22 protein-coding genes are annotated in these 19,970 nt (G+C 65.8%); 13 read left to right on the forward strand and 9 right to left on the reverse strand.

From position 1 onward, the window contains the following. Positions 1-8 precede the first annotated feature (8 nt). The gene (locus Q8S30_RS15295; protein ID WP_305666885.1) at positions 9-767 is read left to right on the forward strand and encodes a sulfite exporter TauE/SafE family protein; all 759 of its coding nucleotides are present in this window, start codon (positions 9-11) and stop codon (positions 765-767) included. Between the two features lie 72 nt (positions 768-839). Here the strand turns inward: Q8S30_RS15295 and Q8S30_RS15300 are convergent, their stop codons facing one another. Further along, positions 840-2,438 carry a phosphoenolpyruvate carboxykinase gene (locus tag Q8S30_RS15300; protein WP_305666886.1) on the reverse strand — a complete coding sequence of 533 codons (1,599 nt, stop codon included), beginning with the start codon at positions 2,436-2,438 and terminating at the stop codon, positions 840-842. 330 nt (positions 2,439-2,768) lie between these two features. Here Q8S30_RS15300 and Q8S30_RS15305 point away from each other — a divergent pair, with 330 nt between their 5' ends. Genes Q8S30_RS15305 through Q8S30_RS15335 form a run of 7 tightly spaced genes read left to right on the forward strand, consistent with a single transcriptional unit; the run spans position 2,769 to position 8,252 of the window. After that, positions 2,769-3,470: a response regulator transcription factor gene (locus Q8S30_RS15305; RefSeq protein ID WP_305666887.1), complete on the forward strand. Its 702-nt coding sequence runs from the start codon at positions 2,769-2,771 to the stop codon at positions 3,468-3,470. 20 nt (positions 3,471-3,490) lie between these two features. Next, positions 3,491-5,194 carry a sensor histidine kinase gene (locus Q8S30_RS15310; protein WP_305666888.1) on the forward strand — a complete coding sequence of 568 codons (1,704 nt, stop codon included), beginning with the start codon at positions 3,491-3,493 and terminating at the stop codon, positions 5,192-5,194. Then, on the forward strand, positions 5,191-5,622 hold the full coding sequence (locus Q8S30_RS15315) for an HPr kinase/phosphorylase (RefSeq protein WP_305666889.1): 432 nt from the start codon (positions 5,191-5,193) through the stop codon (positions 5,620-5,622). The genes Q8S30_RS15310 and Q8S30_RS15315 overlap by 4 nt, the downstream gene beginning before the upstream one ends. A gap of 60 nt (positions 5,623-5,682) precedes the next feature. After that, positions 5,683-6,606 carry an RNase adapter RapZ gene (rapZ, locus tag Q8S30_RS15320; protein ID WP_305666890.1) on the forward strand — a complete coding sequence of 308 codons (924 nt, stop codon included), beginning with the start codon at positions 5,683-5,685 and terminating at the stop codon, positions 6,604-6,606. Then, complete coding sequence (locus tag Q8S30_RS15325) at positions 6,603-7,010, forward strand: PTS sugar transporter subunit IIA (RefSeq protein ID WP_161343032.1); 408 nt, start codon at positions 6,603-6,605, stop codon at positions 7,008-7,010. The genes rapZ and Q8S30_RS15325 overlap by 4 nt, the downstream gene beginning before the upstream one ends. A 58-nt stretch (positions 7,011-7,068) precedes the next feature. After that, positions 7,069-7,335 carry an HPr family phosphocarrier protein gene (locus Q8S30_RS15330; protein ID WP_305666891.1) on the forward strand — a complete coding sequence of 89 codons (267 nt, stop codon included), beginning with the start codon at positions 7,069-7,071 and terminating at the stop codon, positions 7,333-7,335. A gap of 56 nt (positions 7,336-7,391) precedes the next feature. After that, positions 7,392-8,252: a lysophospholipid acyltransferase family protein gene (locus Q8S30_RS15335; protein WP_305666892.1), complete on the forward strand. Its 861-nt coding sequence runs from the start codon at positions 7,392-7,394 to the stop codon at positions 8,250-8,252. Here the strand turns inward: Q8S30_RS15335 and Q8S30_RS15340 are convergent. Then, positions 8,249-9,124, reverse strand: a complete 876-nt coding sequence (locus tag Q8S30_RS15340) for a 3-hydroxybutyryl-CoA dehydrogenase (RefSeq protein WP_305666893.1) — start codon at positions 9,122-9,124, stop codon at positions 8,249-8,251. The genes Q8S30_RS15335 and Q8S30_RS15340 overlap by 4 nt on opposite strands. Positions 9,125-9,274: 150 nt before the next feature. Between Q8S30_RS15340 and Q8S30_RS15345 the strand changes: the two genes are divergently transcribed. Together Q8S30_RS15345 and Q8S30_RS15350 are read left to right on the forward strand one after the other, a co-directional pair. Next, complete coding sequence (locus Q8S30_RS15345; RefSeq protein WP_305666894.1) at positions 9,275-10,099, forward strand: DUF6473 family protein; 825 nt, start codon at positions 9,275-9,277, stop codon at positions 10,097-10,099. Between the two features lie 67 nt (positions 10,100-10,166). Continuing rightward, complete coding sequence (locus Q8S30_RS15350; RefSeq protein ID WP_305666895.1) at positions 10,167-10,679, forward strand: nuclear transport factor 2 family protein; 513 nt, start codon at positions 10,167-10,169, stop codon at positions 10,677-10,679. 57 nt (positions 10,680-10,736) lie between these two features. Here the strand turns inward: Q8S30_RS15350 and Q8S30_RS15355 are convergent, their stop codons facing one another. The 5 genes from Q8S30_RS15355 to Q8S30_RS15375 all read right to left on the reverse strand — a co-directional run bounded on the left by Q8S30_RS15355 (position 10,737) and on the right by Q8S30_RS15375 (position 14,248). Beyond that, positions 10,737-11,663 (reverse strand): electron transfer flavoprotein subunit alpha/FixB family protein, encoded by a 927-nt coding sequence (locus tag Q8S30_RS15355; protein ID WP_305666896.1) that lies wholly within the window; start codon positions 11,661-11,663, stop codon positions 10,737-10,739. Next, entirely contained in the window at positions 11,663-12,424 is a 762-nt protein-coding gene (locus Q8S30_RS15360) for an electron transfer flavoprotein subunit beta/FixA family protein (protein ID WP_305666897.1), read from the reverse strand. Before Q8S30_RS15360 ends, Q8S30_RS15355 begins: the two co-directional genes overlap by 1 nt. A 134-nt stretch (positions 12,425-12,558) precedes the next feature. Next, entirely contained in the window at positions 12,559-13,131 is a 573-nt protein-coding gene (locus Q8S30_RS15365; protein ID WP_305666898.1) for a cob(I)yrinic acid a,c-diamide adenosyltransferase, read from the reverse strand. Then, positions 13,131-13,340, reverse strand: coding sequence for a twin transmembrane helix small protein (locus tag Q8S30_RS15370; RefSeq protein WP_305666899.1), 210 nt, complete (start codon positions 13,338-13,340; stop codon positions 13,131-13,133). The genes Q8S30_RS15365 and Q8S30_RS15370 overlap by 1 nt, the downstream gene beginning before the upstream one ends. A 77-nt stretch (positions 13,341-13,417) precedes the next feature. Continuing rightward, positions 13,418-14,248 (reverse strand): SDR family NAD(P)-dependent oxidoreductase, encoded by an 831-nt coding sequence (locus Q8S30_RS15375; protein ID WP_305666900.1) that lies wholly within the window; start codon positions 14,246-14,248, stop codon positions 13,418-13,420. A gap of 61 nt (positions 14,249-14,309) precedes the next feature. On the opposite strand from Q8S30_RS15375, the gene parC reads away from it, so the two are divergent. Then, entirely contained in the window at positions 14,310-16,619 is a 2,310-nt protein-coding gene (parC, locus tag Q8S30_RS15380) for a DNA topoisomerase IV subunit A (RefSeq protein ID WP_305666901.1), read from the forward strand. Positions 16,620-16,626: 7 nt separating this feature from the next. On the opposite strand, the gene Q8S30_RS15385 is transcribed toward parC, so the two are convergent. Further along, on the reverse strand, positions 16,627-17,364 hold the full coding sequence (locus Q8S30_RS15385; RefSeq protein ID WP_305666902.1) for a DUF533 domain-containing protein: 738 nt from the start codon (positions 17,362-17,364) through the stop codon (positions 16,627-16,629). 40 nt (positions 17,365-17,404) lie between these two features. Next, on the reverse strand, positions 17,405-18,784 hold the full coding sequence (locus Q8S30_RS15390) for a cytochrome P450 (RefSeq protein ID WP_305666903.1): 1,380 nt from the start codon (positions 18,782-18,784) through the stop codon (positions 17,405-17,407). A gap of 118 nt (positions 18,785-18,902) precedes the next feature. On the opposite strand from Q8S30_RS15390, the gene Q8S30_RS15395 reads away from it, so the two are divergent. Together Q8S30_RS15395 and Q8S30_RS15400 are read left to right on the forward strand one after the other, a co-directional pair. Further along, a complete protein-coding gene (locus tag Q8S30_RS15395; RefSeq protein WP_305666904.1) occupies positions 18,903-19,709 on the forward strand; it encodes a hypothetical protein in 807 nt (268 codons plus the stop codon). Between the two features lie 120 nt (positions 19,710-19,829). Beyond that, a partial coding sequence (locus Q8S30_RS15400; protein WP_305666647.1) for a GTP-binding protein occupies positions 19,830-19,970 on the forward strand: 141 nt, incomplete at its 3' end.

The following is a 19,970-nucleotide window of genomic DNA, read 5'->3' on the forward strand; positions in this document are numbered from 1 at the left end:
CGACGGACATGATGGATGGACTGGAAACCTGGGCCTTCGTGCTTGCCCTTGGCGTTACCTTCTTCGGCGGCTTCGTGAAGGGCGCGGTAGGGTTCGCGATGCCGCTGATTATGGTGTCGATCCTCAGCTCGTTCCTCACGCATGACATGGTGCTGGCCGCGGTGATGCTGCCGGTGTTCGTGACCAACCTGTCGCAATGCCTGCGCGACGGGTGGCGGGCTGCTGCGGATACGGCGTGGCAGTATCGGCGGATGATCGGGGTGATGCTGGTTTGCATACTTGTCTCGGCCCAGTTCGTCGATGCGATCCCTCAGCGTGCGATGACCTTGCTGCTGGGGGTGCCGATCACCCTGTTCGCGTTGGTGCAGCTGCTGGGGATCCCGCTGGCGCTGCGGCTGGAACATCGGGGGCGGGCCGAGGTGGTGCTGGGTGTCATCGGCGGCTTCTATGGGGGGATCGCCGGGATCTGGGGGCCGCCGCTGATCGTCTACCTGCTGTCGATCAATGCCGAGAAGCGCGAGGCGATGCGGGTGCAGGGGGTGTTCTTCTTCCTCGGCTCGATCGTGCTGCTGGCGGGGCATCTCGTCTCGGGTCTGCTGACGCCGTCGCTGCTGGTCTTCTCCGGCTCGCTGGTGGTGCCGGCGGTGGCGGGCATGGCGCTTGGCTATGCGGTCCATGACCGCCTTCCAGGGCCGATGTTCCGCCGCTGTACCCAGGGCTTGCTGGTGCTGACCGGGTTGAACCTTGTGCGCGAGGCGCTGGGCTAGGGCAGGGGCAGAGGTGCCCGCACGAAAAAGGGCGCCCGAGGGGCGCCCTTGTCGTCATACGTCCAGCGCGCCTCAACCGATGGCTGCGGCTTTCACGTCATCGTCGATATGCGGCACGTATTGCGCGAAGTTCTTCGAGAACATCTCGACCAGCTTGCGCGCCTGCGCGTCATAGGCCGAGCCATCGGCCCAAGTCTGGCGCGGGTCGAGCAGCTTGTCATCAACACCCGGAACCGAGACCGGCACTTCGAAGCCGAAATTCGGGTCCTTGCGGAAGGTCGCGCCATTCAGCGAGCCATCCAGCGCCGCGGTCAGCAGCGCGCGGGTGGCGCGGATCGGCATCCGCTTGCCGGTGCCAAAGGCGCCGCCGGTCCAGCCGGTGTTCACCAGCCAGCAATCGGCGCCATGCTCGGCGATCTTGGCCTGCAGCAGCTTGCCATAGGCCTCGGGGCGGCGCGGCATGAACGGCGCGCCAAAGCAGGTGGAGAAGGTGGGGGTCGGCTCGACCACGCCCTGCTCGGTGCCCGGGGTCTTCGAGGTGAAGCCCGACAGGAAGTGATACATCGCCTGCGCCGGGGTCAGCCGCGCGATGGGCGGCAGCACGCCGAAGGCATCGCAGGTCAGCATGATGATGTTCTTGGGATGCCCGCCAAGCGAGGTGTCGGACGCGTTGGAGATATAGTCCAGCGGGTAGGCGCAGCGCATGTTGTCGGTCAGCGAGTTATCCTCGAAGTCCAGCTCCAGCGTGTCGGGATCAAAGACCATATTCTCGACGACCGTGCCAAATTTCGACGTGGTCGCATAGATTTCCGGCTCGGCCTCGGCCGACAGGTTGATGGTCTTGGCATAGCAGCCGCCTTCGAAGTTGAAGGTGCCGCGATCCGACCAGCCATGCTCGTCATCGCCGATCAGCGTGCGCGAGGGGTCGGCCGACAGCGTGGTCTTGCCGGTGCCTGACAGGCCGAAGAACACGGCGGTGTCTTCGGGATTGTCGATGGCATGGTTGGCAGAGCAGTGCATCGCCATGATGCCCTTGCCCGGCAGGATGTAGTTCAGCAGCGTGAAGACCGACTTCTTGTTCTCGCCGGCATAGGCGGTGTTGCCGATCAGGATCAGCTTCTTTTCGAAGTTGAGTGCGATGACGGTCTCGCTGCGGCAGCCGTGGCGGGCTGGGTCGGCCTTGAAGGTCGGGCAGTTGATGATGGTGAATTCCGGCACGAAGCCCGGCAGCTCTTCCGCGGCGGGACGGCGCAGCAGGTGACGGATGAACAGGCCATGCCAGGCCAGTTCGGTCACAACGCGCACGTCAAGCCGAAGCTGGGGGTCGGCGCCGGCGTAGAGATCCTGCACGAAGTAGTCGCCGCCCTTCATGTGGGCCAACATGTCGGCGTGCAGCAGATCGAAGGCTTCAGGCGTCATCGGAGCGTTGTTTTCCCACCAGATGCTGTCTTCGACAGCCGGGGTGCGCACGACGAACTTGTCCTTGGGAGAACGACCGGTGCGGGCGCCGGTGGAGACAAGGAACGCTCCGCCCTTGCCCAGACGGCCTTCGCCGCGCTGTACGGCCGCTTCGACCAGCGCCGGTTCGATCTGGTTGTAATAGACGGTCCCGAGACCGGTGATACCCTGATCTTCCAGGCGGTGCGCCGGATTCACGCGTCCGATGGTCATGTGCAAGCTCCCGTAGCCGTCCAGCGGCTTTCCATCCTCAAAGGCGGCGCCCTGGGCCAAAAGGGCACCGACGGGCCGAAAATGCCCGACACGGCCGCTATAACATGACGTATCGGTGAAGAAATGGAAACTTTGTATCAGTTAGCGCAACCAACCCCGGGTTAGCGCAACCACGCCGAACGGGTGAGGCAAATTAGTCGAACCTTCGTTTTTTTCACCCGATGTGAGTCAGGTGCAGCGCCCGATTCGCAGTTAGAGATTGATTCCCATCACCGGACAAGGGACAATGTGTCAAAAATCAGGCAAACAGAGCAGTTATGAGGGGCCCCGATGTCAAGGATCGCGCTGGTTGACGATGACAGGAATATCCTGACATCGGTGTCGATGACACTCGAAGCCGAGGGGTTTGAGGTCGAGACCTATAATGACGGCCAGTCCGCACTGGACGCCTTTACCAAGCGACTGCCGGATATGGCGGTGCTGGACATCAAGATGCCCCGGATGGACGGGATGGACCTGCTGCAGCGTCTGCGCCTGAAGACCTCGATGCCGGTGATCTTTCTGACCTCCAAGGATGATGAGATCGACGAGGTTCTCGGCCTGCGGATGGGCGCCGACGATTATGTGAAAAAGCCGTTCTCGCAAAGGCTCCTGGTGGAGCGGATCCGGGCGCTGCTGCGCCGGCAGGAGGCTGTGGCCACCGGCGAGGTCGCGGTGACCGAAGAGACCAAGGTGATGGTGCGTGGCCAGCTGACGATGGACCCGCTGCGCCATTCCGTCAGCTGGAAGGGCAAGGACGTGTCGCTGACGGTGACCGAATTCCTGCTGCTTCAGGCGCTGGCGCAGCGCCCTGGTTTCGTGAAAAGCCGCGATCAGCTGATGGACGTCGCCTATGACGATCAGGTCTATGTCGACGACCGCACCATCGACAGCCATATCAAGCGGCTGCGCAAGAAGATGCGGACGGCCGATGACGACTTTACCGCAATCGAAACGCTGTACGGCATCGGCTATCGTTACAACGAAGAATGACCATCGCCCAAGGAACGGACATGCGCGCAACCAGGCCGGCCCGGGAGGCCGGCGTCGTGCTTGGTGAGGATTGGGTTTCGCCTGACAGCGCCGATAGCGAGCTGCGGGCGGGACGGGCGAAGCGTGGCTTCATCTCGGTCAATCGCTCGCCGCTGGCCCGCAAGATCATCACCTTCAACCTGCTGGCGATGCTGGTCATGGTGGCCGGGGTCCTGTTCCTGAATCCGTTCCGCGACAGCCTTGTGGTGCAGCGCGAGCGCGGGCTGGTGGCCGAGGCGCAACTGGTCGCGAACGTGTTCGAGGCGCAGCTGCCGCAAGGCGCGCCGGTGGACCTCGCCAACGGCGACGGGATCGACGTGACCCGTACCCTTGCGCAGATGGACGTGCCGGCCGATGTGGACCTCTTCGTGTTCGACCGGGCCCAGGCTTTGGTGGCCGAGACCCGTGCCGCTGATCGCCCGCCGGCAGAGCCGGTCGCCGGGGTAAAGACCGATCTGCGGTCTACCGCGATCACCGATTTTCTGAACTCGGTCTGGGAGGGCATCTCGTCGGTGCTTGCCCCGCGCCAGCGCGAAATGCCTGGCCAGGATGCCGAGGCAACGGTGCGCGGATTGCTGGCCGAGGCGCTGACCGGCAAGACCCGCTTTGAAACAGTGACGGATTCCAGCGGCAGTGCGGTTTTTGCCGTGGTGACCCCGATCCGCCATGATGGTGCCGTGCTGGGTGCCGCCGCGCTGACCTCTGTCGCCGGCGAGATCGACCAGCTTGTACGGGCCGAGCGTGAGCAGGTGCTGCAGATGTTCGTGATCGCCATTCTGGTGTCGATCGGCCTTAGCCTGGTGCTGGCCTCGACCATCGCCAACCCGCTGTCGGACCTTGCCATCGCGGCGGAGCTGGGGCGCGACCGCCATGCCCGCAAGATGAGTCCGGCGCGGGTGCGCATTCCCGACCTGACTGCCCGCCCGGATGAGATTGGCCGCTTGTCTGGCGCGATGCGGGGCATGGTTGCCGCGCTCTATGACCGGATCGACGCGAATGAGCAGTTCGCGGCCGACGTTGCGCATGAGATCAAGAACCCGTTGGCCAGCCTGCGCTCGGCCGTGGGCACGCTGCGCGGCATCAAGCGCGAGGATCACCGCGAGAAGCTGCTGGACGTGATCGAGCATGACGTGCGCCGGCTGGACCGGCTGGTCAGCGATATCTCCAACGCCAGCCGGCTCGACAGCGAGCTGGTGCGCGAGGAGGAGGAGGAGTTCAACCTTCTCAAGACGCTCGGCAACATCAACGAATATCTGGGCGAGCAAGCTGGCAAGAAGGGCGTGGACTACATCACCGACCTGCCGGCCGAGCCGATCCTGATCCACGGGCTCGAGGCGCGGCTGGCGCAGGTCTTCGTGAACCTGATCACCAACGCCATCTCGTTCTGCGAAGAGGGCGATGCGGTGCGGGTCTGGGCCCGCCGGCGCGAGAACAGGGTGCTGATCGTGGTGGAAGATACCGGGCCCGGCATCCCCGAACAGGCGCTGACCAATATCTTCAAGCGCTTCTATTCCGAACGCCCGCCGGGCCAGTTCGGCGAGCATTCGGGGTTGGGTCTGGCCATCTCCAAGCAGATCGTCGAGGCGCATGGCGGCGTGATCTGGGCCGAGAACATCCGCCCCACCGATGCCGACATCACTTCCGATCCGCTTGGCGCGCGCTTCGTGGTCGGCTTGCCGGTGTGACGGAGCCGCCCGGCAGCCTGACGATTCACGCAACGACAGTGGCCCGCGCGGGGCGCGGGCTGGTGATCCTCGGGCCCTCGGGCTCGGGCAAGTCCGGGCTCGCCTTGCAACTCATGGCGATGGGGGCGGTGCTGATTGCAGATGACCAGACGATTCTGCACCGCCGCGAAGACCGGCTGATCGCCTCCTGCCCCCCCTCGATCCGCGGCCGGATCGAGGCGCGGGGGGTCGGCATACTCGCCGCTGAGGCGATTGACTTGGTCGACGTGTGCCTTGCAGTTGATCTGGGTGTTGCCGAAACTGAACGACTTCCCCCCCTCCGCCACGTCGAATGGCTGGGTGTGCCGATTGCGCTTGTCCACCACCTGCAGAGCCCCCATTTTCCTGCTGCGGTCCTGCACTATCTGGCCAATGGCAGGGTCGCGTGACCAAGGGTGAGGGCCCGGCGCCCCGGCAAGGGCGGCGAGACCGTGGGAACCACAATCGGGATGACCGACGAAAACGACCATCAGGATGTGCAGCGCGTTGTGCTGGTCACCGGCCCGTCAGGGGCCGGCCGGTCCACCGCGATCCATGTTCTGGAGGATCTGGGATATGAGGCCATCGACAACCTGCCGCTGAGCCTGGTGCCGCGGCTGCTCGACGGCCCGGCGCTCGGCCGCCCGATCGCGCTCGGCATCGACGTGCGCAACCGCGACTTCACCGCCGGCAGCTTGATCGAAGGCATCGACAGGATGACCCGGATGCCCGAGGTGGATTGCGAAGTGCTGTATCTCGACTGCCGGGCAGAGGAATTGCTGCGCCGCTATGGCGAGACCCGCCGCCGCCATCCGATGGCCCCCGACGAGGAGCCGGGCACCGGCATCGCCCGCGAGGTAGATCTGCTGGCCCCGGTCCGCGCCCGCGCCGATGTGCTGATCGACACCTCGGACCTGTCGCCGCATGACCTCAAGGCCGAGCTGGCGCGCTGGTTCGACACCGGGCAGCAGGCGCGGTTGACGGTGGGGGTGCATTCCTTCAGCTACAAACGCGGGGTGCCGCGCGGGCTCGACATCATGTTCGACTGCCGCTTCCTGAGCAATCCGCATTGGGAGCCGGCCTTGCGCCCGCTGGATGGCCGCGCGCCCGAGGTCGCGGCCTTCGTTGCCGCCGATCCACGCTTCGCGCCGTTCTTCGACAAGGTGCTGGACCTGCTGCTGATGGTGCTGCCGGCGCATGTCGAAGAGGGCAAGGCGCATCTGACCATCGGGCTTGGCTGCACCGGCGGACAACACAGGTCCGTGGCCATGGCCGAAAAACTCAGCGCCGCGCTTGCACAGTCCGGGTGGCAGGTGTCTAAACGTCACAGGGAACTGGAGCGCCGAGCGGATAGCGGCGCGGGACAACCAACCGTTGAGGTAGGCAAGGCGTGATCGGGATCGTGATCGTCGCACATGGGGGATTGGCGCGCGAGTATCTCGCGGCAGTCGAGCATGTCGTGGGCAAACAGACCGGCATTCGGGCAATCGCCATCGAGGAAGATCACGACCGCGCGGCCAAACAGGCCGAGATTTCGGCTGCCGCCGATGCGGTGGATGATGGCGCCGGCGTGGTGGTGGTGACCGACATGTTCGGGGGCTCGCCTTCGAACCTCAGCCTGCTGGCCTGCGCGCCGCAGGACCGGCAGATCCTCTATGGTGCCAACCTGCCCATGCTGATCAAGTTGGCCAAGTCGCGGCAGCTTGCCGTGGGGGAGGCCGTCGCTTCTGCGCTGGACGCTGGCCGCAAGTACATTAACTGCTATCATGGCGGCGAAGCCGGACAGACCGGCAAGTAAGCCGCGCGGGGTGGGACAGCCCGGCGCAAGCGGATAGCAGACAGGGGCAGCGGTATCAGTGCAGAAAACCTTGAAGATCGTGAACGAGAAGGGCCTTCATGCCCGCGCCTCGGCGAAGTTCGTGGAGGTCGTCGAACGCTTCGACGCCCGCGCCGAGGTGACGCGCGACGGAATGCGCGTCTCGGGGGACTCGATCATGGGGCTTTTGATGTTGGCAGCCTCCAAGGGAACCACTATTGAAGTCGAAACCAGCGGAGCCGAGGCCGAAGGCCTTGCGCTCGCGCTGGAAGCCCTTGTGGCGGATCGCTTCGGCGAAGATTACTGACACCAGCCCGGTCCGGGCCCGATCGGGATCCGCGCCCAACGAAGGAATGCCGGATCTTGGTGGAGAAAGACGACAGGTTTGCCCCGGTGCCGGCTGCCAAGCCCTATGACAAGCGCCGCCTGTCCTATGCCGGCACCTTCCGCAATCCCGTCAAGGTCAATACGATCCGCGCCATCGAATGGGCGACTGGCAAGCTGACCCTGCTGCGCAAGATCCGCGATTTTGAACAGAAGGGTGCGCCCACCGGTCAAGCGTTCTGGCCTGAGGCGCTGGAGGCGATGGGGATCGACATTGCCACCCCAGATGCCGAGGTGGCGCAGATCCCGCCGACCGGGCCGCTGGTGGTGGTTGCCAACCATCCGCACGGGCTGGTGGACGGGATGATCATGGCCGAGCTGATCGGCCGGGTGCGCACCGATTACAAGATCCTGACCCGGTCCCTGCTGACCGGTATCCCCGAGATCGCGGAATTCCTGATCCCGGTGCCGTTTCCGCATGAGGACAATTCGCGCGAGCTGGGTTTGCAGATGCGGTCTGAGTCGATGGCGCATCTGAACAAAGGCGGCGTGATCGTGCTGTTCCCGGCCGGCAAGGTCGCTTCCTCGGAAACCTGGTTCGGCCCGGCGGTCGAGGCGGAGTGGAACCCCTTCACCGCCAAGATGGTGATGCGGTCGGGCGCCACCGTGCTGCCGATCCGCTTTCTGGGCCAGAACACCCGCACCTACCAGATCGCCAACAAGCTGTCGGCGACGCTGCGCCAAGGGTTGCTGCTGCATGAGATCCGCGCCGCGTTGAACAAACCGCAGCGCCCGGTGATCGGCGCGCCGATCCTGCCGGCCGAGATCGAAGGCTGGTCGGGCAACCCGCGCGGCTTCCTCGCCTGGCTGCGCGAGCGGACGCTGACGCTGCAGCCTTAACGGGTCGGAACCGGAACCTCGCCGCGGTAGTCGTAGAAGCCGCGGCCGGTCTTGCGGCCCAGCCACCCGGCCTCGACATATTTGGTCAGCAGCGGGCAGGGGCGGTACTTGGTATCGGCTAGCCCGTCATGCAGCACGTTCATGATCGCAAGGCAGGTATCGAGCCCGATGAAATCCGCCAGCTCCAGCGGGCCCATCGGATGGTTCGCGCCCAGCTTCAGCGACTCGTCGATGGAGCGGACGTTGCCGACGCCTTCGTAGAGCGTATAGACCGCCTCGTTGATCATCGGCATCAGGATGCGGTTGACGATGAAGGCCGGGAAATCCTCGGCGCTGGCGGCGGTCTTGCCCAGCCTTTCGACCACGGCAAGCATGGTGCGATAGGTCGGCTCATCGGTCGCGATGCCGCGGATCAGCTCCACCAGCTGCATCACCGGCACCGGGTTCATGAAGTGGAAACCCATGAACTTTTCCGGCCGGTCGGTGCGGCTGGCAAGGCGCGTGATCGAGATAGACGAGGTGTTCGACGTCAGGATCGTCGTCGGCTTCAGATGCGGCTGCAGATCCTCGAAGATCGCCTGCTTGACGGTTTCGCGCTCGGTCGCGGCTTCGATCACCAGATCGGTCTGGCCCAGGTCGGTCAGCGTCATGGTGGTGGAGATCCGCGCCATCGCGGCGGCCTTCGTCTCGGCGGTGATCTTGCCGCGGGTTACCTGGCGTTCCAGGTTGCGGTCGATCAGGGCGACGGCGGCATCAAGGCTTTCGCGCGAGATGTCGGTCATCAGCACGTCGAAGCCGGCCAGCGCAAATACATGGGCGATGCCGTTGCCCATCTGCCCCGCGCCGACAATTCCTACGCTCTGGATTTCCATCGCCTGCCCCCGTTTGCTGCACGGCCAGACCTTAGGCGGGGCACCGCTGCCGGGCAAGGGCGAAGCCGTCGCAGCGATTGCGCCTTAGGCATTTCGAAAGGCGCCCGCTGCATGGTTGCGATGGGTGAGTCGAATGGTTGGGTGGGCATCATGAGTTTTGAAAATCCGGGCGCCGGGGCGCTCGACTATGGACCGTGCCGATATGGCAAGTCCAAGCTGCTGTTCCGCGGCCCGCGCCGCAAGCTGGAGGGCAGCTACATTGCCGCGCTTGGCGGCAGCGAGACCTATGGCAAATTTGTCCCGCATCCCTGGCCCGACCAGCTGGAGCAGCAGCTTGGCCTGCCGGTGGTGAATTTCGGGTACCCCAATGCCGGGCCGGATGTCTTCATCAACGAACACGCGCTGATCGACGCGGCCGGACGGGCGCGCGCGACAGTGATTCAACTGACCAGCGCGCAGAACCTGTCGAACCGCTTCTATGCCGTGCATCCGCGCCGCAATGACCGGTTCCTTCGCGCCTCGGCGCTGATGAAGACGCTGTTCCGCGAGGTGGACTTTGCCGAATTTCACTTCACCGGGCATATGCTGACCGCACTGAAGGCGGTGTCCCCCGACAAGTTCGACCTCGTCGAGCAGGAGTTGAAGGCCGCCTGGGTGGCGCGGATGAAGCTGTTGCTGGACCGGATCGAGGGGAAGACCGTGCTGCTGTGGCTTACGGACCACCGGACGGATGGCTCTGCCCCCGACCCGCTCGGCCCCGCGCCGCATCTGGTAGACGAGGACATGGTTGCGACCATCCGGCCCTTCGCCACCGATCTGGTGCGCGTCGATCCTGCACCGGCGGCCCGCGATGCCGGGACCGAAGGCATGGTGTTTGCGCCGCTGGACGAACCCGTGGCACGGCTGATGGCGGGCCCGTCGGTTCATGCGCAGGTGGCGGCAGACCTGCGGCCGGCGCTGGAGCGGCTGATCTGAGCGAACTGGCACGGGACGGTGAACGAATGCGGCGTTGGTGCGTTGGGCTTGAAAAGGAGACCTCCCCATGCCCAGCCACGAGACACCCCCCGACAGAGACCAGATTGCCGAGCTCGCCGTAGACCTGACGGCGGACGATGACGGCGAAGACATGCCGCGCGATCCCGAGAACGAGATCCGAAGCCTCGTTGCCGCCTATGCCAATGCGATGCGGGCGCAGGACGCCCACGCGGTCATTGCCTTCTACGATCCCGCCTTGGTGCGCTTTGACATCGCCGCGCCCCTCGTCACCACCGGCCGCGATGCGCTGGATGAGGCTGGGCTGGACGAGTGGTTTGCTGGCTGGACCGGCCCCTTCGCCTTTGACACGCGTGACCTGACGGTCCATGCCGCCGGAAAAATCGCGTTCTGCCATGCCTTGATCCGCTTCACTGGCACACGGCAAGATGCAGATCACGCGCTTTGGGCCCGCTGGACGCTGGGGCTGCGGCGGCAGGGTGGCCAGTGGCGGATCACGCATGAGCATTGCTCGGCCGCCATCGATCCCGAAACGGGAGCGGCGCAGATGTCGCTCGACTAATGCCGCAAACGAAAAGGCCCGCCAAACCGGCGGGCCTTTCCAATTCTGCGGCTCAGCTTACAGCTTGCCGGTCAGTTCCGGCACCAGCGTGAACAGGTCGCCCACAAGGCCGTAATCGGCCACCTGGAAGATCGGCGCCTCTTCGTCCTTGTTGATGGCGACGATGATCTTGCTGTCCTTCATCCCGGCAAGGTGCTGGATCGCACCCGAGATGCCAACGGCGATATAGAGGTCCGGCGCCACGACCTTGCCGGTCTGGCCGACCTGCCAGTCGTTCGGGGCATAGCCCGAGTCCACTGCAGCGCGGCTGGCACCCACGGCGGCGCCCAGCTTGTCGGCAAGATCCGCGATGATCTTGAAGTTCTCTTCCGACCCAAGGCCACGCCCGCCCGAGACCACGATCTTGGCCGAGGTCAGGTCCGGCCGGTCGCTGGCCGCCACCTTGTCCTCGATCCAGGACGACAGGCCCGGATCGGCGGCGGCCGAGATGCTTTCGACCGGGGCAGAGTTGCCCATGCCGGCCGCCTCGAAGGTCGAGGTGCGGACGGTCATCACCTTGGTCGCATCGGTCGATTTCACCGTCTGCACGGCGTTGCCGGCATAGACCGGACGCTCGAACGTGTCGGCGTCGATCACGGCGGTCACGTCGGACATCACCATCACGTCCAGCAGCGCGGCAACGCGCGGCAGGATGTTCTTGGCATCGGTCGTCGCCGGGGCGACGATGTGGCTGTAGCCAGAGGCGAGGCTGACGATCAGCGCCGCGGTGGGCTCTGCAAGGCGGTGGCCAAGCGTCGGATCCTCGGCCACCAGCACCTTCGCCACGCCGGCGATCTGCGCGGCCTCGGCACCGGCAGCCGCTGCCGAGGCACCGGCGCAAAGCACCGTCACTTCGCCAAGCGCCTGCGCGGCGGTCACGGCCTTCGCGGTCGCATCCAGCGCCAGCGCGCCGTCGGTGACCTCACCCAGAAGAAGAACCGCCATCAGATCACCCCCGCTTCGTTCTTCAGCTTCGACACCAGCTCATCGACCGAACCCAGCTTGACGCCGGCCTTGCGGCCCGCAGGCTCCACCGTTTTCACCACTGTCAGGCGCGGGGTCACATCGACGCCGTAATCGGCGGCGGTCTTTTCCTCGAGCGGCTTCTTCTTGGCCTTCATGATGTTGGGAAGGCTGGCATAGCGCGGCTCGTTCAGACGCAGGTCGACGGTCACGATCGTCGGCAGCTTGACGGTGATGGTCTGCAGCCCGCCATCCACTTCGCGGGTGACGGTCGCCATCTCGCCCTCGATGGTCAGCGCGCTGGCAAAGGTCGCCTGGCTCCAGCCCAGCAGGGCCGACAGCATCTGCCCGGTGGCGTTCATGTCGTTGTCGATGGCCTGCTTGCCGGCCAGCACAATGCCCGGCTGCTCTTCGGCCACCACGGCGGCCAGCAGCTTGGCAACTGCCAGCGGCTCGATATCCTGGTTCACGTCTTCCGAGGCCACGATCAAGATCGCCCGGTCCGCGCCCATCGCCAGCGCCGTGCGCAGCGTTTCGGACGCCTGCTTGACGCCGATCGAGACAACGACAACCTCGGTCGCCGCGCCCTTTTCCTTCAGACGGATCGCCTCTTCGACGGCAATCTCGTCGAAGGGGTTCATCGACATCTTCACGTTCGCCAGATCGACACCGGATCCGTCCGCCTTGACGCGAACCTTCACGTTGTAGTCGATCACCCGTTTGACAGGCACCAATACCTTCATCGGCGTGTATCTCCCTAGGTCTGCGGCCCCCGGGAAGGGGGCCATTCATCCATGTCGCAGTTTTGTTATCCCGCCGGCCTGTGCAAGGACAGAATAAAATCGACGCGCTGCAGCACCGCAACGTCACGTTTGGCTCAGCGGTTGGCGCCCGGCACCCAAAGCACGTCGGCGCGGCCCTCGTCATTGGCGATCCGGGCGGCGACGAAGAACCAGTCGGACAAGCGGTTGAGGTATTTCACTGCGGCATCGTTCACCGATTCCATCGTGGCAAGCTCCACCACGCAACGCTCTGCCCGCCGGGTGATGGTGCGGCAGAGGTGCAGGTGTGCGGCGAGCGGGCTGCCGCCGGGCAGGATAAAACTGCGCAGCGGCTGCAGGCGGGCGTTCATCGCGTCGATCTCGCGCTCCAGCCAGTCCACCTGCGCCTCGACCATGCGCAGCACCGGATAGGGGGCTTCGGCGTCGCGCTCCATTTCCGGGCGGCAGAGGTCGGCGCCAAGGTCGAAGAGGTCATTCTGGATCAGCGCCAGAAGGCGGTCGAGCTCGCCGGTCGCATGAAGGCGGGCGAGGCCGAGCGTGGAATTGGCCTCGTCCACCGTGCCATAGGCGGTGACGCGCATCGAATGCTTGGCGACGCGGGCGCCATTGCCAAGCGCGGTGTCGCCGGCGTCGCCGGTGCGGGTGTAGATGCGGTTGAGGACGACCATCAGACGCTCCCCTGCCGGAACCAGACGAAGAGCAGGATCAGCACGATGGCCACCGCCTGCGCGCTGATCCGGTAGCGCATGATGCGGTTGGCGTGCTTGCGGTTGAACTCGCCGCCCTTGGCAAAGCCGCCGATCCCGACCATCAGGATCGCCAGCACCACCAGCGTGGCAAAGGCAACGACAAGGAACAGCGGGTCTTTGGCAAGCATGATGCATCCTTTCGGGTTTCCCCGCATCTAGCGGTGTCTCGGCAAAAAGCGAACCGAAAATCCGTGAGGGCGCTGCATCAGCCCTTACCTGCCACCCAGTCCAGCGCCCGCGTGGGCAGGATGCGCCGTGCCAGCCCCATCATAAAGGTCGGCGTCGTGACATAATAGCGCGGCGCCGGATTGGGGGCGGTCAGCGCGCGCAGCAGCTTGGCGGTCACGGCGGAAGGCGGCAGCTCGAACCGGTCGGGCTTGCCGCGGTCCTTGTACAGCCGTTGCAGCAGCCCGGATTCGTATTGCCCGCGCCGGGCCGAATTGCGCCAGTCGATCCAGCGCTCGAAATGCGGGACGGAGTTCTGGCGGATGTCGGATGTCACCGGCCCCGGCTCGATCAGGATCACCTTGATCGGCGTGTCCGCCATTTCCAGCCGCAGCACGTCGGTCAGCCCTTCCATGGCGAACTTGGTCGCCACATAGGCGCCGCGCCAGCGGATGCCGACCAGCCCCAGCACGGATGAGCAGTTGATGATCCGGCCATGGCCTTGCGCGCGCATCACCGGGATCACCCGGCGCGTCAGGTCATGCACGCCAAAGAGGTTGGTCTCGAAAATCTCGCGCAGCGCGCCGCGGGGCAGATCCTCGACCGCGCCGGGGCAGGCGAAGGCGCCGTTGTTGTAGAGCGCATCGAGTGTGCCGCCGCTGCGCGACAGCGCCTCTGCCAGACCGGCGGCGATGCTGTCCTCATTGGCGTAGTCGAGCACGAAGCTCTCCAACCCCTCGGCCACCAGCCGGTCGCAGTCGTTCTGCTGGCGGCAGGTAGCGAAGACGCGCCAGCCGGCGCGGGCCAACCCATGCGCGGCGTCATGGCCGATGCCGGATGAACAGCCGGTGATCAGGATCGTCTTTGGCATCTGCACCCTCGCGCCCTTGTTGCATCTGGACCTGCGTTGCGCCCCGATCTACACGGGGACCATGACCGATACCACCGATGACGACATCCCCGCCGAAGCGCCCGGAGGCGCCACCTCGTCCGAACCGCTCAGCCGGGCGATCAGCGAGCGGTATCTGACCTATGCGCTGTCGACGATCATGCACCGGGCCCTGCCCGATGCGCGCGATGGGCTGAAGCCGGTGCATCGCCGCATCCTCTATGCGATGCGGGAATTGCGGCTGACGGCGACCGGGGGCTTCCGCAAATCGGCCAAGATCGCCGGCGATGTGATGGGCAACTATCACCCGCATGGCGATGCCGCGATCTATGATGCGATGGCGCGGCTGGCGCAGGATTTCAACGTCCGCTACCCGCTGGTCGACGGGCAGGGCAACTTCGGCAATATCGACGGCGACAACCCCGCCGCCAGCCGCTACACCGAGGCCCGCCTGACGGCCATTGCGGAAACGCTGATGGAAGGTCTGGCCGAGAACGCAGTGGACTTCCGCCCGAATTACGATGGCACGCTGGAAGAGCCCATCGTGATGCCGGCGGCCTTCCCGAACCTGCTGGCCAACGGGTCCAGCGGCATCGCGGTCGGCATGGCGACCAACATTCCGCCGCACAACCTGCATGAGCTGATCGACGCCTGCCAGCTGATGATCCAGAAGCCCGACGCCTCGGATGAGGATATCGTCGATCTGGTGCCGGGGCCCGACTTCCCGACCGGCGGCGTGCTGGTAGAGCCTGCGGGCAATGTGATGGAAGCCTACCGCACCGGCCGCGGCAGCTTCCGTCTGCGCGCGCGCTGGTCGGTCGAGGATCTGGGCCGCGGCACCTGGCAGATCGTGGTCACGGAAATCCCCTATCAGGTGCAGAAATCCCGGCTGATCGAGCGGCTGGCCGAGGTGATCCAGACCCGCAAGGTGCCGGCGCTGGCCGATGTGCGCGACGAATCCGCCGAGGATGTGCGCATCGTGCTGGAGCCGCGGGCACGGACGGTGGACCCCGAGATGCTGATGGGGATGCTGTTCCGCAACTCGGATCTGGAAATCCGCTTCAGCCTGAACATGAACGTTCTGATCGACGGCAAGGTGCCGAAGGTCTGCAGCCTGCGCGAGGTGCTGCGGGCGTTCCTGGACCACCGGCGCGACGTGCTGCAGCGGCGCAGCCAGCACCGGGTCGAGAAGATCGACGCGCGGCTGGAAGTGCTGGAAGGCTATATCATCGCCTTCCTGAACCTTGACCGGGTGATCCAGATCATCCGCACCGAGGATGAGGCCAAGGCGGTGATGATGGCCGAGAACTGGGCGCCAAGCGATCCGGTGGGCGTGTATCTGACCGATGTGCAGGCCGAGGCGATCCTGAACATGCGGCTGCGGTCGCTGCGGCGGCTGGAAGAGATGGAGCTGAAGCGCGAGCATGAGGCGCTGACCAAGGAACGCGCCGGGCTGATCGACCTGCTGGCCAGCGACAAGTTGCAATGGAAGACGATCTCGTCAGAGCTGAAGGCTGTGCAGAAGGCCTTTGGCCGCGATGCCCCCGGCGGCGCGCGGCGCACCGGCTTTGCCGAGGCGGGCGTGGTAGAGGAAGTGCCGATCGAGGCGATGATCGAGCGCGAGCCGATCACGGTGATCTGCTCCAAGATGGGCTGGATCCGCGCGCTGAAGGGCCATCAGCCGCTGGAGGCCGAGGCGAAATTCAAGGATGGCGACGAGGGGCGTTTCGTGTTCCACGCCGAGACCACCGACCGCATTCTGGTCTTCGGCACCAATGGCCGCTTCTACACGCTGATCGGGGCCAACCTGCCCGGCGGGCGCGGCATGGGTGAGCCGCTGCGGCTGATGGTGGATCTGCCGAACGAGGCGGAGGTGGTCGACATGCTGATCTTCCGGCCCGGCGAGAAATTCCTTGTCGCCTCGACCGAGGGCGACGGGTTCGTGGTGCCCGCCGATGAGATGGTAGCGCAAACCCGCGCAGGCAAGCAGGTTCTGAACGTGGCCGAGGGCGTGAAGGCGAAGCTGTGCCGCAAGGTGGCGGGCGACCATCTGGCCGTCGTCTCGCAGAACCGCAAGTTCCTGGCCTTCCCGCTGACTGAGGTGCCGGAAATGGCCCGCGGCAAGGGCGTTCGCCTGCAGAAATACGGCATGGCGCGCGGCCGTCAGGGCGGGCTGGAGCTGGATGGCGGGCTGGCCGATGCCGCGACCTTCATGCTGGCCGAGGGGCTGAGCTGGAAGCAGGGCGGCGGCTCGACCCGGACGGAGAAGGATATGTCCCCGTGGATCGGCCGCCGTGGCGCCATCGGCAAGGCGCCGCCGCACGGTTTCCCGCGCGACAACCGCTTTACCTGATCCCAGGTCAGGCCATGGGCAGCGCCTGCCCCTCGATCTCGGCCATGTCGGCCGCGGTCAGGTTCAGCGCCGCGCCAAGGCGGGCCAGATGCGCCCGCTCTGCCGGATGATCGAGGTCGATGGCCATCAGCGCCGCGGCATAGACCTCGCGCTGCATCCCGTCGGGGGTTTCGGCAGCCAGCGCCTCGGGGTTCACGGGCGCGGCCATCTCGGCGATGAGAAAATCGAGGTCCGAGGGCGTGGCGTTCTCCATGTTGCCAAGGATCTTACGCCGCTCTTCCGGGTCCATCTCGCCATCAGCCTTCGCCGCCTGGATCATCGAGCGCAGCATCAGCGCCGCGGCAGCCTCCTCTTGCGGCGTCGGCGGCACGGCAGGCTCGCCATTCTGGCTTTCGGCCTCGCGGAGCTTGTCGATGAATCCGGGCTGGCCGGGTGCCGGGGAGTGGGCCGGCTCATCGGCGTTCCCGATGCCGGCACCGCTGAGGATCCCGCCCAGCATCCCGCCGATGCCGCCGCCGGCCAGCATTCCCTGCAAGCCGCCGCCGCCTTGCCCCCCGGACCGGCCGCCGCCGAAGTTGCCGATCACCTTGTCGAGCACCGAACCTTCGCGCGGCCGGCTGACGCGGTCGAGCATCCCGCCAAAGCCGCTCTGGCTGCCATCAGGCCCCGGTTTCATGGCGTTCTTGATGCCCTTATAGGCCACCACGCCCAAGGCCACGCGGGCCAGCGTCTTCACAAGGCTCATGACAAGTCTCCCTTATTTGTTGCCGGTCCAACGCTGCCGGTCAGGGCTGGTTCCCGGCGGGTTCGACCATCAGCCACACCCCGCCTTCGGGCCGCAGCGTCAGGATCAGCACCGGCTTTGGGGCACGGTGCGGCACCAGCGAGAAGCGGTGCCGGGCCAGCAGAGTCGCAAGGATGATGATCGCCTCCTGCATGGCAAAGCTGGCGCCGATGCAGACGCGCGGCCCGTCGCCGAAGGGCAGGAAGGCATAGCGGTCGAAGCTGCGATCCTCGAAGCGCGAGGGGTCGAAACGGTGCGGATCCTTCCACAGCAGGTGATTGCGGTGCAGCGCGTAGATCGGCAGCATCACCGTATCGCCGGGGCGGATCTCGCGGCCGCAGAGTTCATCTTGCGCCAACGCGGTGCGCGACAGGAAGGCCGCGGGTGGATAGAGCCGCAGCGTCTCCTCCACGATCCGGCGGATCAGCGGCAGCTGCGGCAGGTCGGCGGCGGTGGCCGCGCGGTCCCCCAGCACGGCCTGCGCCTCGTCCCGCGCCTGCTCCTGCACGCCCGGGTCGAAGGCGCAGAGATAGAGCGCCCAGGCCAGGGTCAGCGCTGTCGTCTCATGCCCGGCGACGATGAAGGTCAGCAGGTTGTCGCGCAGCTCTGCCGTGTCCATCGTGCGCTTGGTCTCGGGGTCGACGCCCGACAGCAGCAGGTCCAAGAGGTCGGGCACCGGGCGCTCGCCATTGGCACGGCGTTGGTTGATGGCGCTGTCGGCGATGCGCTTCATCTCGCGCATCGTCGGCCCGGCGCGCATCCGCGAGGGCCGCGGCACCCACATCGGCGCGCCGATGATGTCGAGCACGGACAGCCGCGCGGTCTGCGAGATATAGCTGTCGATGGCCTTGTGGACGGCGTCTCGGGCGAGGCCGCCCGTGTCGCCTCCGCCCGAGAAGGTGACATCCGAGATCACCTCGAAGGTCGCCGTCACCATCTCGTCAAACAGGTTCGCGGCGCGGCCATGGGCCGCCGTGATGCGCTCGCTGGAGCGTTCGGCGGCAAGGCCCATCACCGGGGCCAGGGCCTCGACATTGCGGACCGAGAAGGCAGGCGCGGCGGCGCGGCGCTGCCAGCGCCAATGCGCGCCTTCCGCCACGAACAGGCTGTCGCCGATGGCGGGGCCGAGGATCAGCTTGGTCACGTCGGATTTGGGGTAGTCGTCGACCTTGTCCTTCAGCACCCGGCGGAGCGCGCCCGGATCCATGACCATGTGCCAGCGCTTGCCGGTGCGCCCCGAGACCATCAGCTGATGCAGGGCAATCTCGGGGATCAGCTCCAGCAAGTTGCGCTGCGCGACGCGGAGCGAGCCGAGTATTCCCAGCGGAACCGTCGCCAGAGGCACTTGAACCGGGGTGTCGGCGGTGGTGCGGGCATCCATATGCGGACCTCCTTGGTCGATCACGATATAGGGGGCAGCGGCGCGGGGCCAAGCCCGGCGATTGCGGCGAGGGCCCCAAGCGGCTATGGCTTGACCCAACATGGGAGAGTTTCCGCGCATGACATCATTGCCCCGCCGCCTGCTTGCCATCGCCGCCATTGCCCTTGTAGCGGCCTGTGCCCGCGAGGATCTGAACGCGCCGCCCGAGGCCCTGGGCAACTTCCAGCTCGGCCACACGATCATCGTGGCCAAGAACGCGCAGGTCGCCGGGCCCTCGCGGACGGTGACGGATGAGGAGTGGCAGGCGGCGCTGCAGGGCGAGATTATCAAGCGCACCGGGCGCTATGACGGTGACAAGCTCTATCACCTCGGCATCAATATTGACGCCTATGCGCTGGCCTATCCGGGTATCCCGCTGGTGATCAGCCCCAAGTCGATCCTCGTGGTATCGGCCAATGTCTGGGACGACACTGCGCAGCGGCGCATCAATGCCGCGCCCAAGCAGATCACCGTGTTCGAGCCCTTCTCGGGCGAGACGCTGCTGGGGTCGGGGCTGCTGCAGGACAAGGAAGCCCAGATGACCAACCTGTCCGAGGCGGCAGCCCGGCAGATCAATGACTGGCTGGTCGAGAACAAGGCCTGGTTCACGCCCGAGGCGGCGGCGGCGCGCGCCTTGCTGCCGGCGGCGACTGGCGGTGCTGCGGCCAGCGTTCCGGCACCCGGGCAGGTTCCGGCCGCGGCGAAGCCTGTGGCGGCTGCTGCACCGGCGGCACCTGCTCCGGCTGCCGTCGCTAGACCGGCCGCTGCAGTCCCTGCCGCCCCGGCGCGTGCCACGGTGCCCTGCACCGCTGGCCAGCCTTGCCAGGGCATCGACACTGGGGTGCGCAATTCCGCCACTTCGGTGCCCGGCCTGACACTGCCATGACGGCCGCGTAACGGGCCAGAGACAAGTGGTGCTTGATTTTTTGCGGGCCGCCAGATAGGCAGCCCGCGGTGTTGAATCGGGCCCGGATGCGGCCCCCTAATTCCATGAGGCGCCCGCGAGATGGCTAAGGCAAAGTTTGAACGGAACAAACCGCATATCAACATCGGCACGATTGGCCACGTTGACCACGGCAAGACGACTCTGACGGCTGCGATCACGAAGTATTTCGGCGATTTCAAGGCCTATGACCAGATCGACGGC

Source organism: Frigidibacter sp. (assembly GCF_030695035.1).
Lineage (GTDB): Bacteria > Pseudomonadota > Alphaproteobacteria > Rhodobacterales > Rhodobacteraceae > Frigidibacter.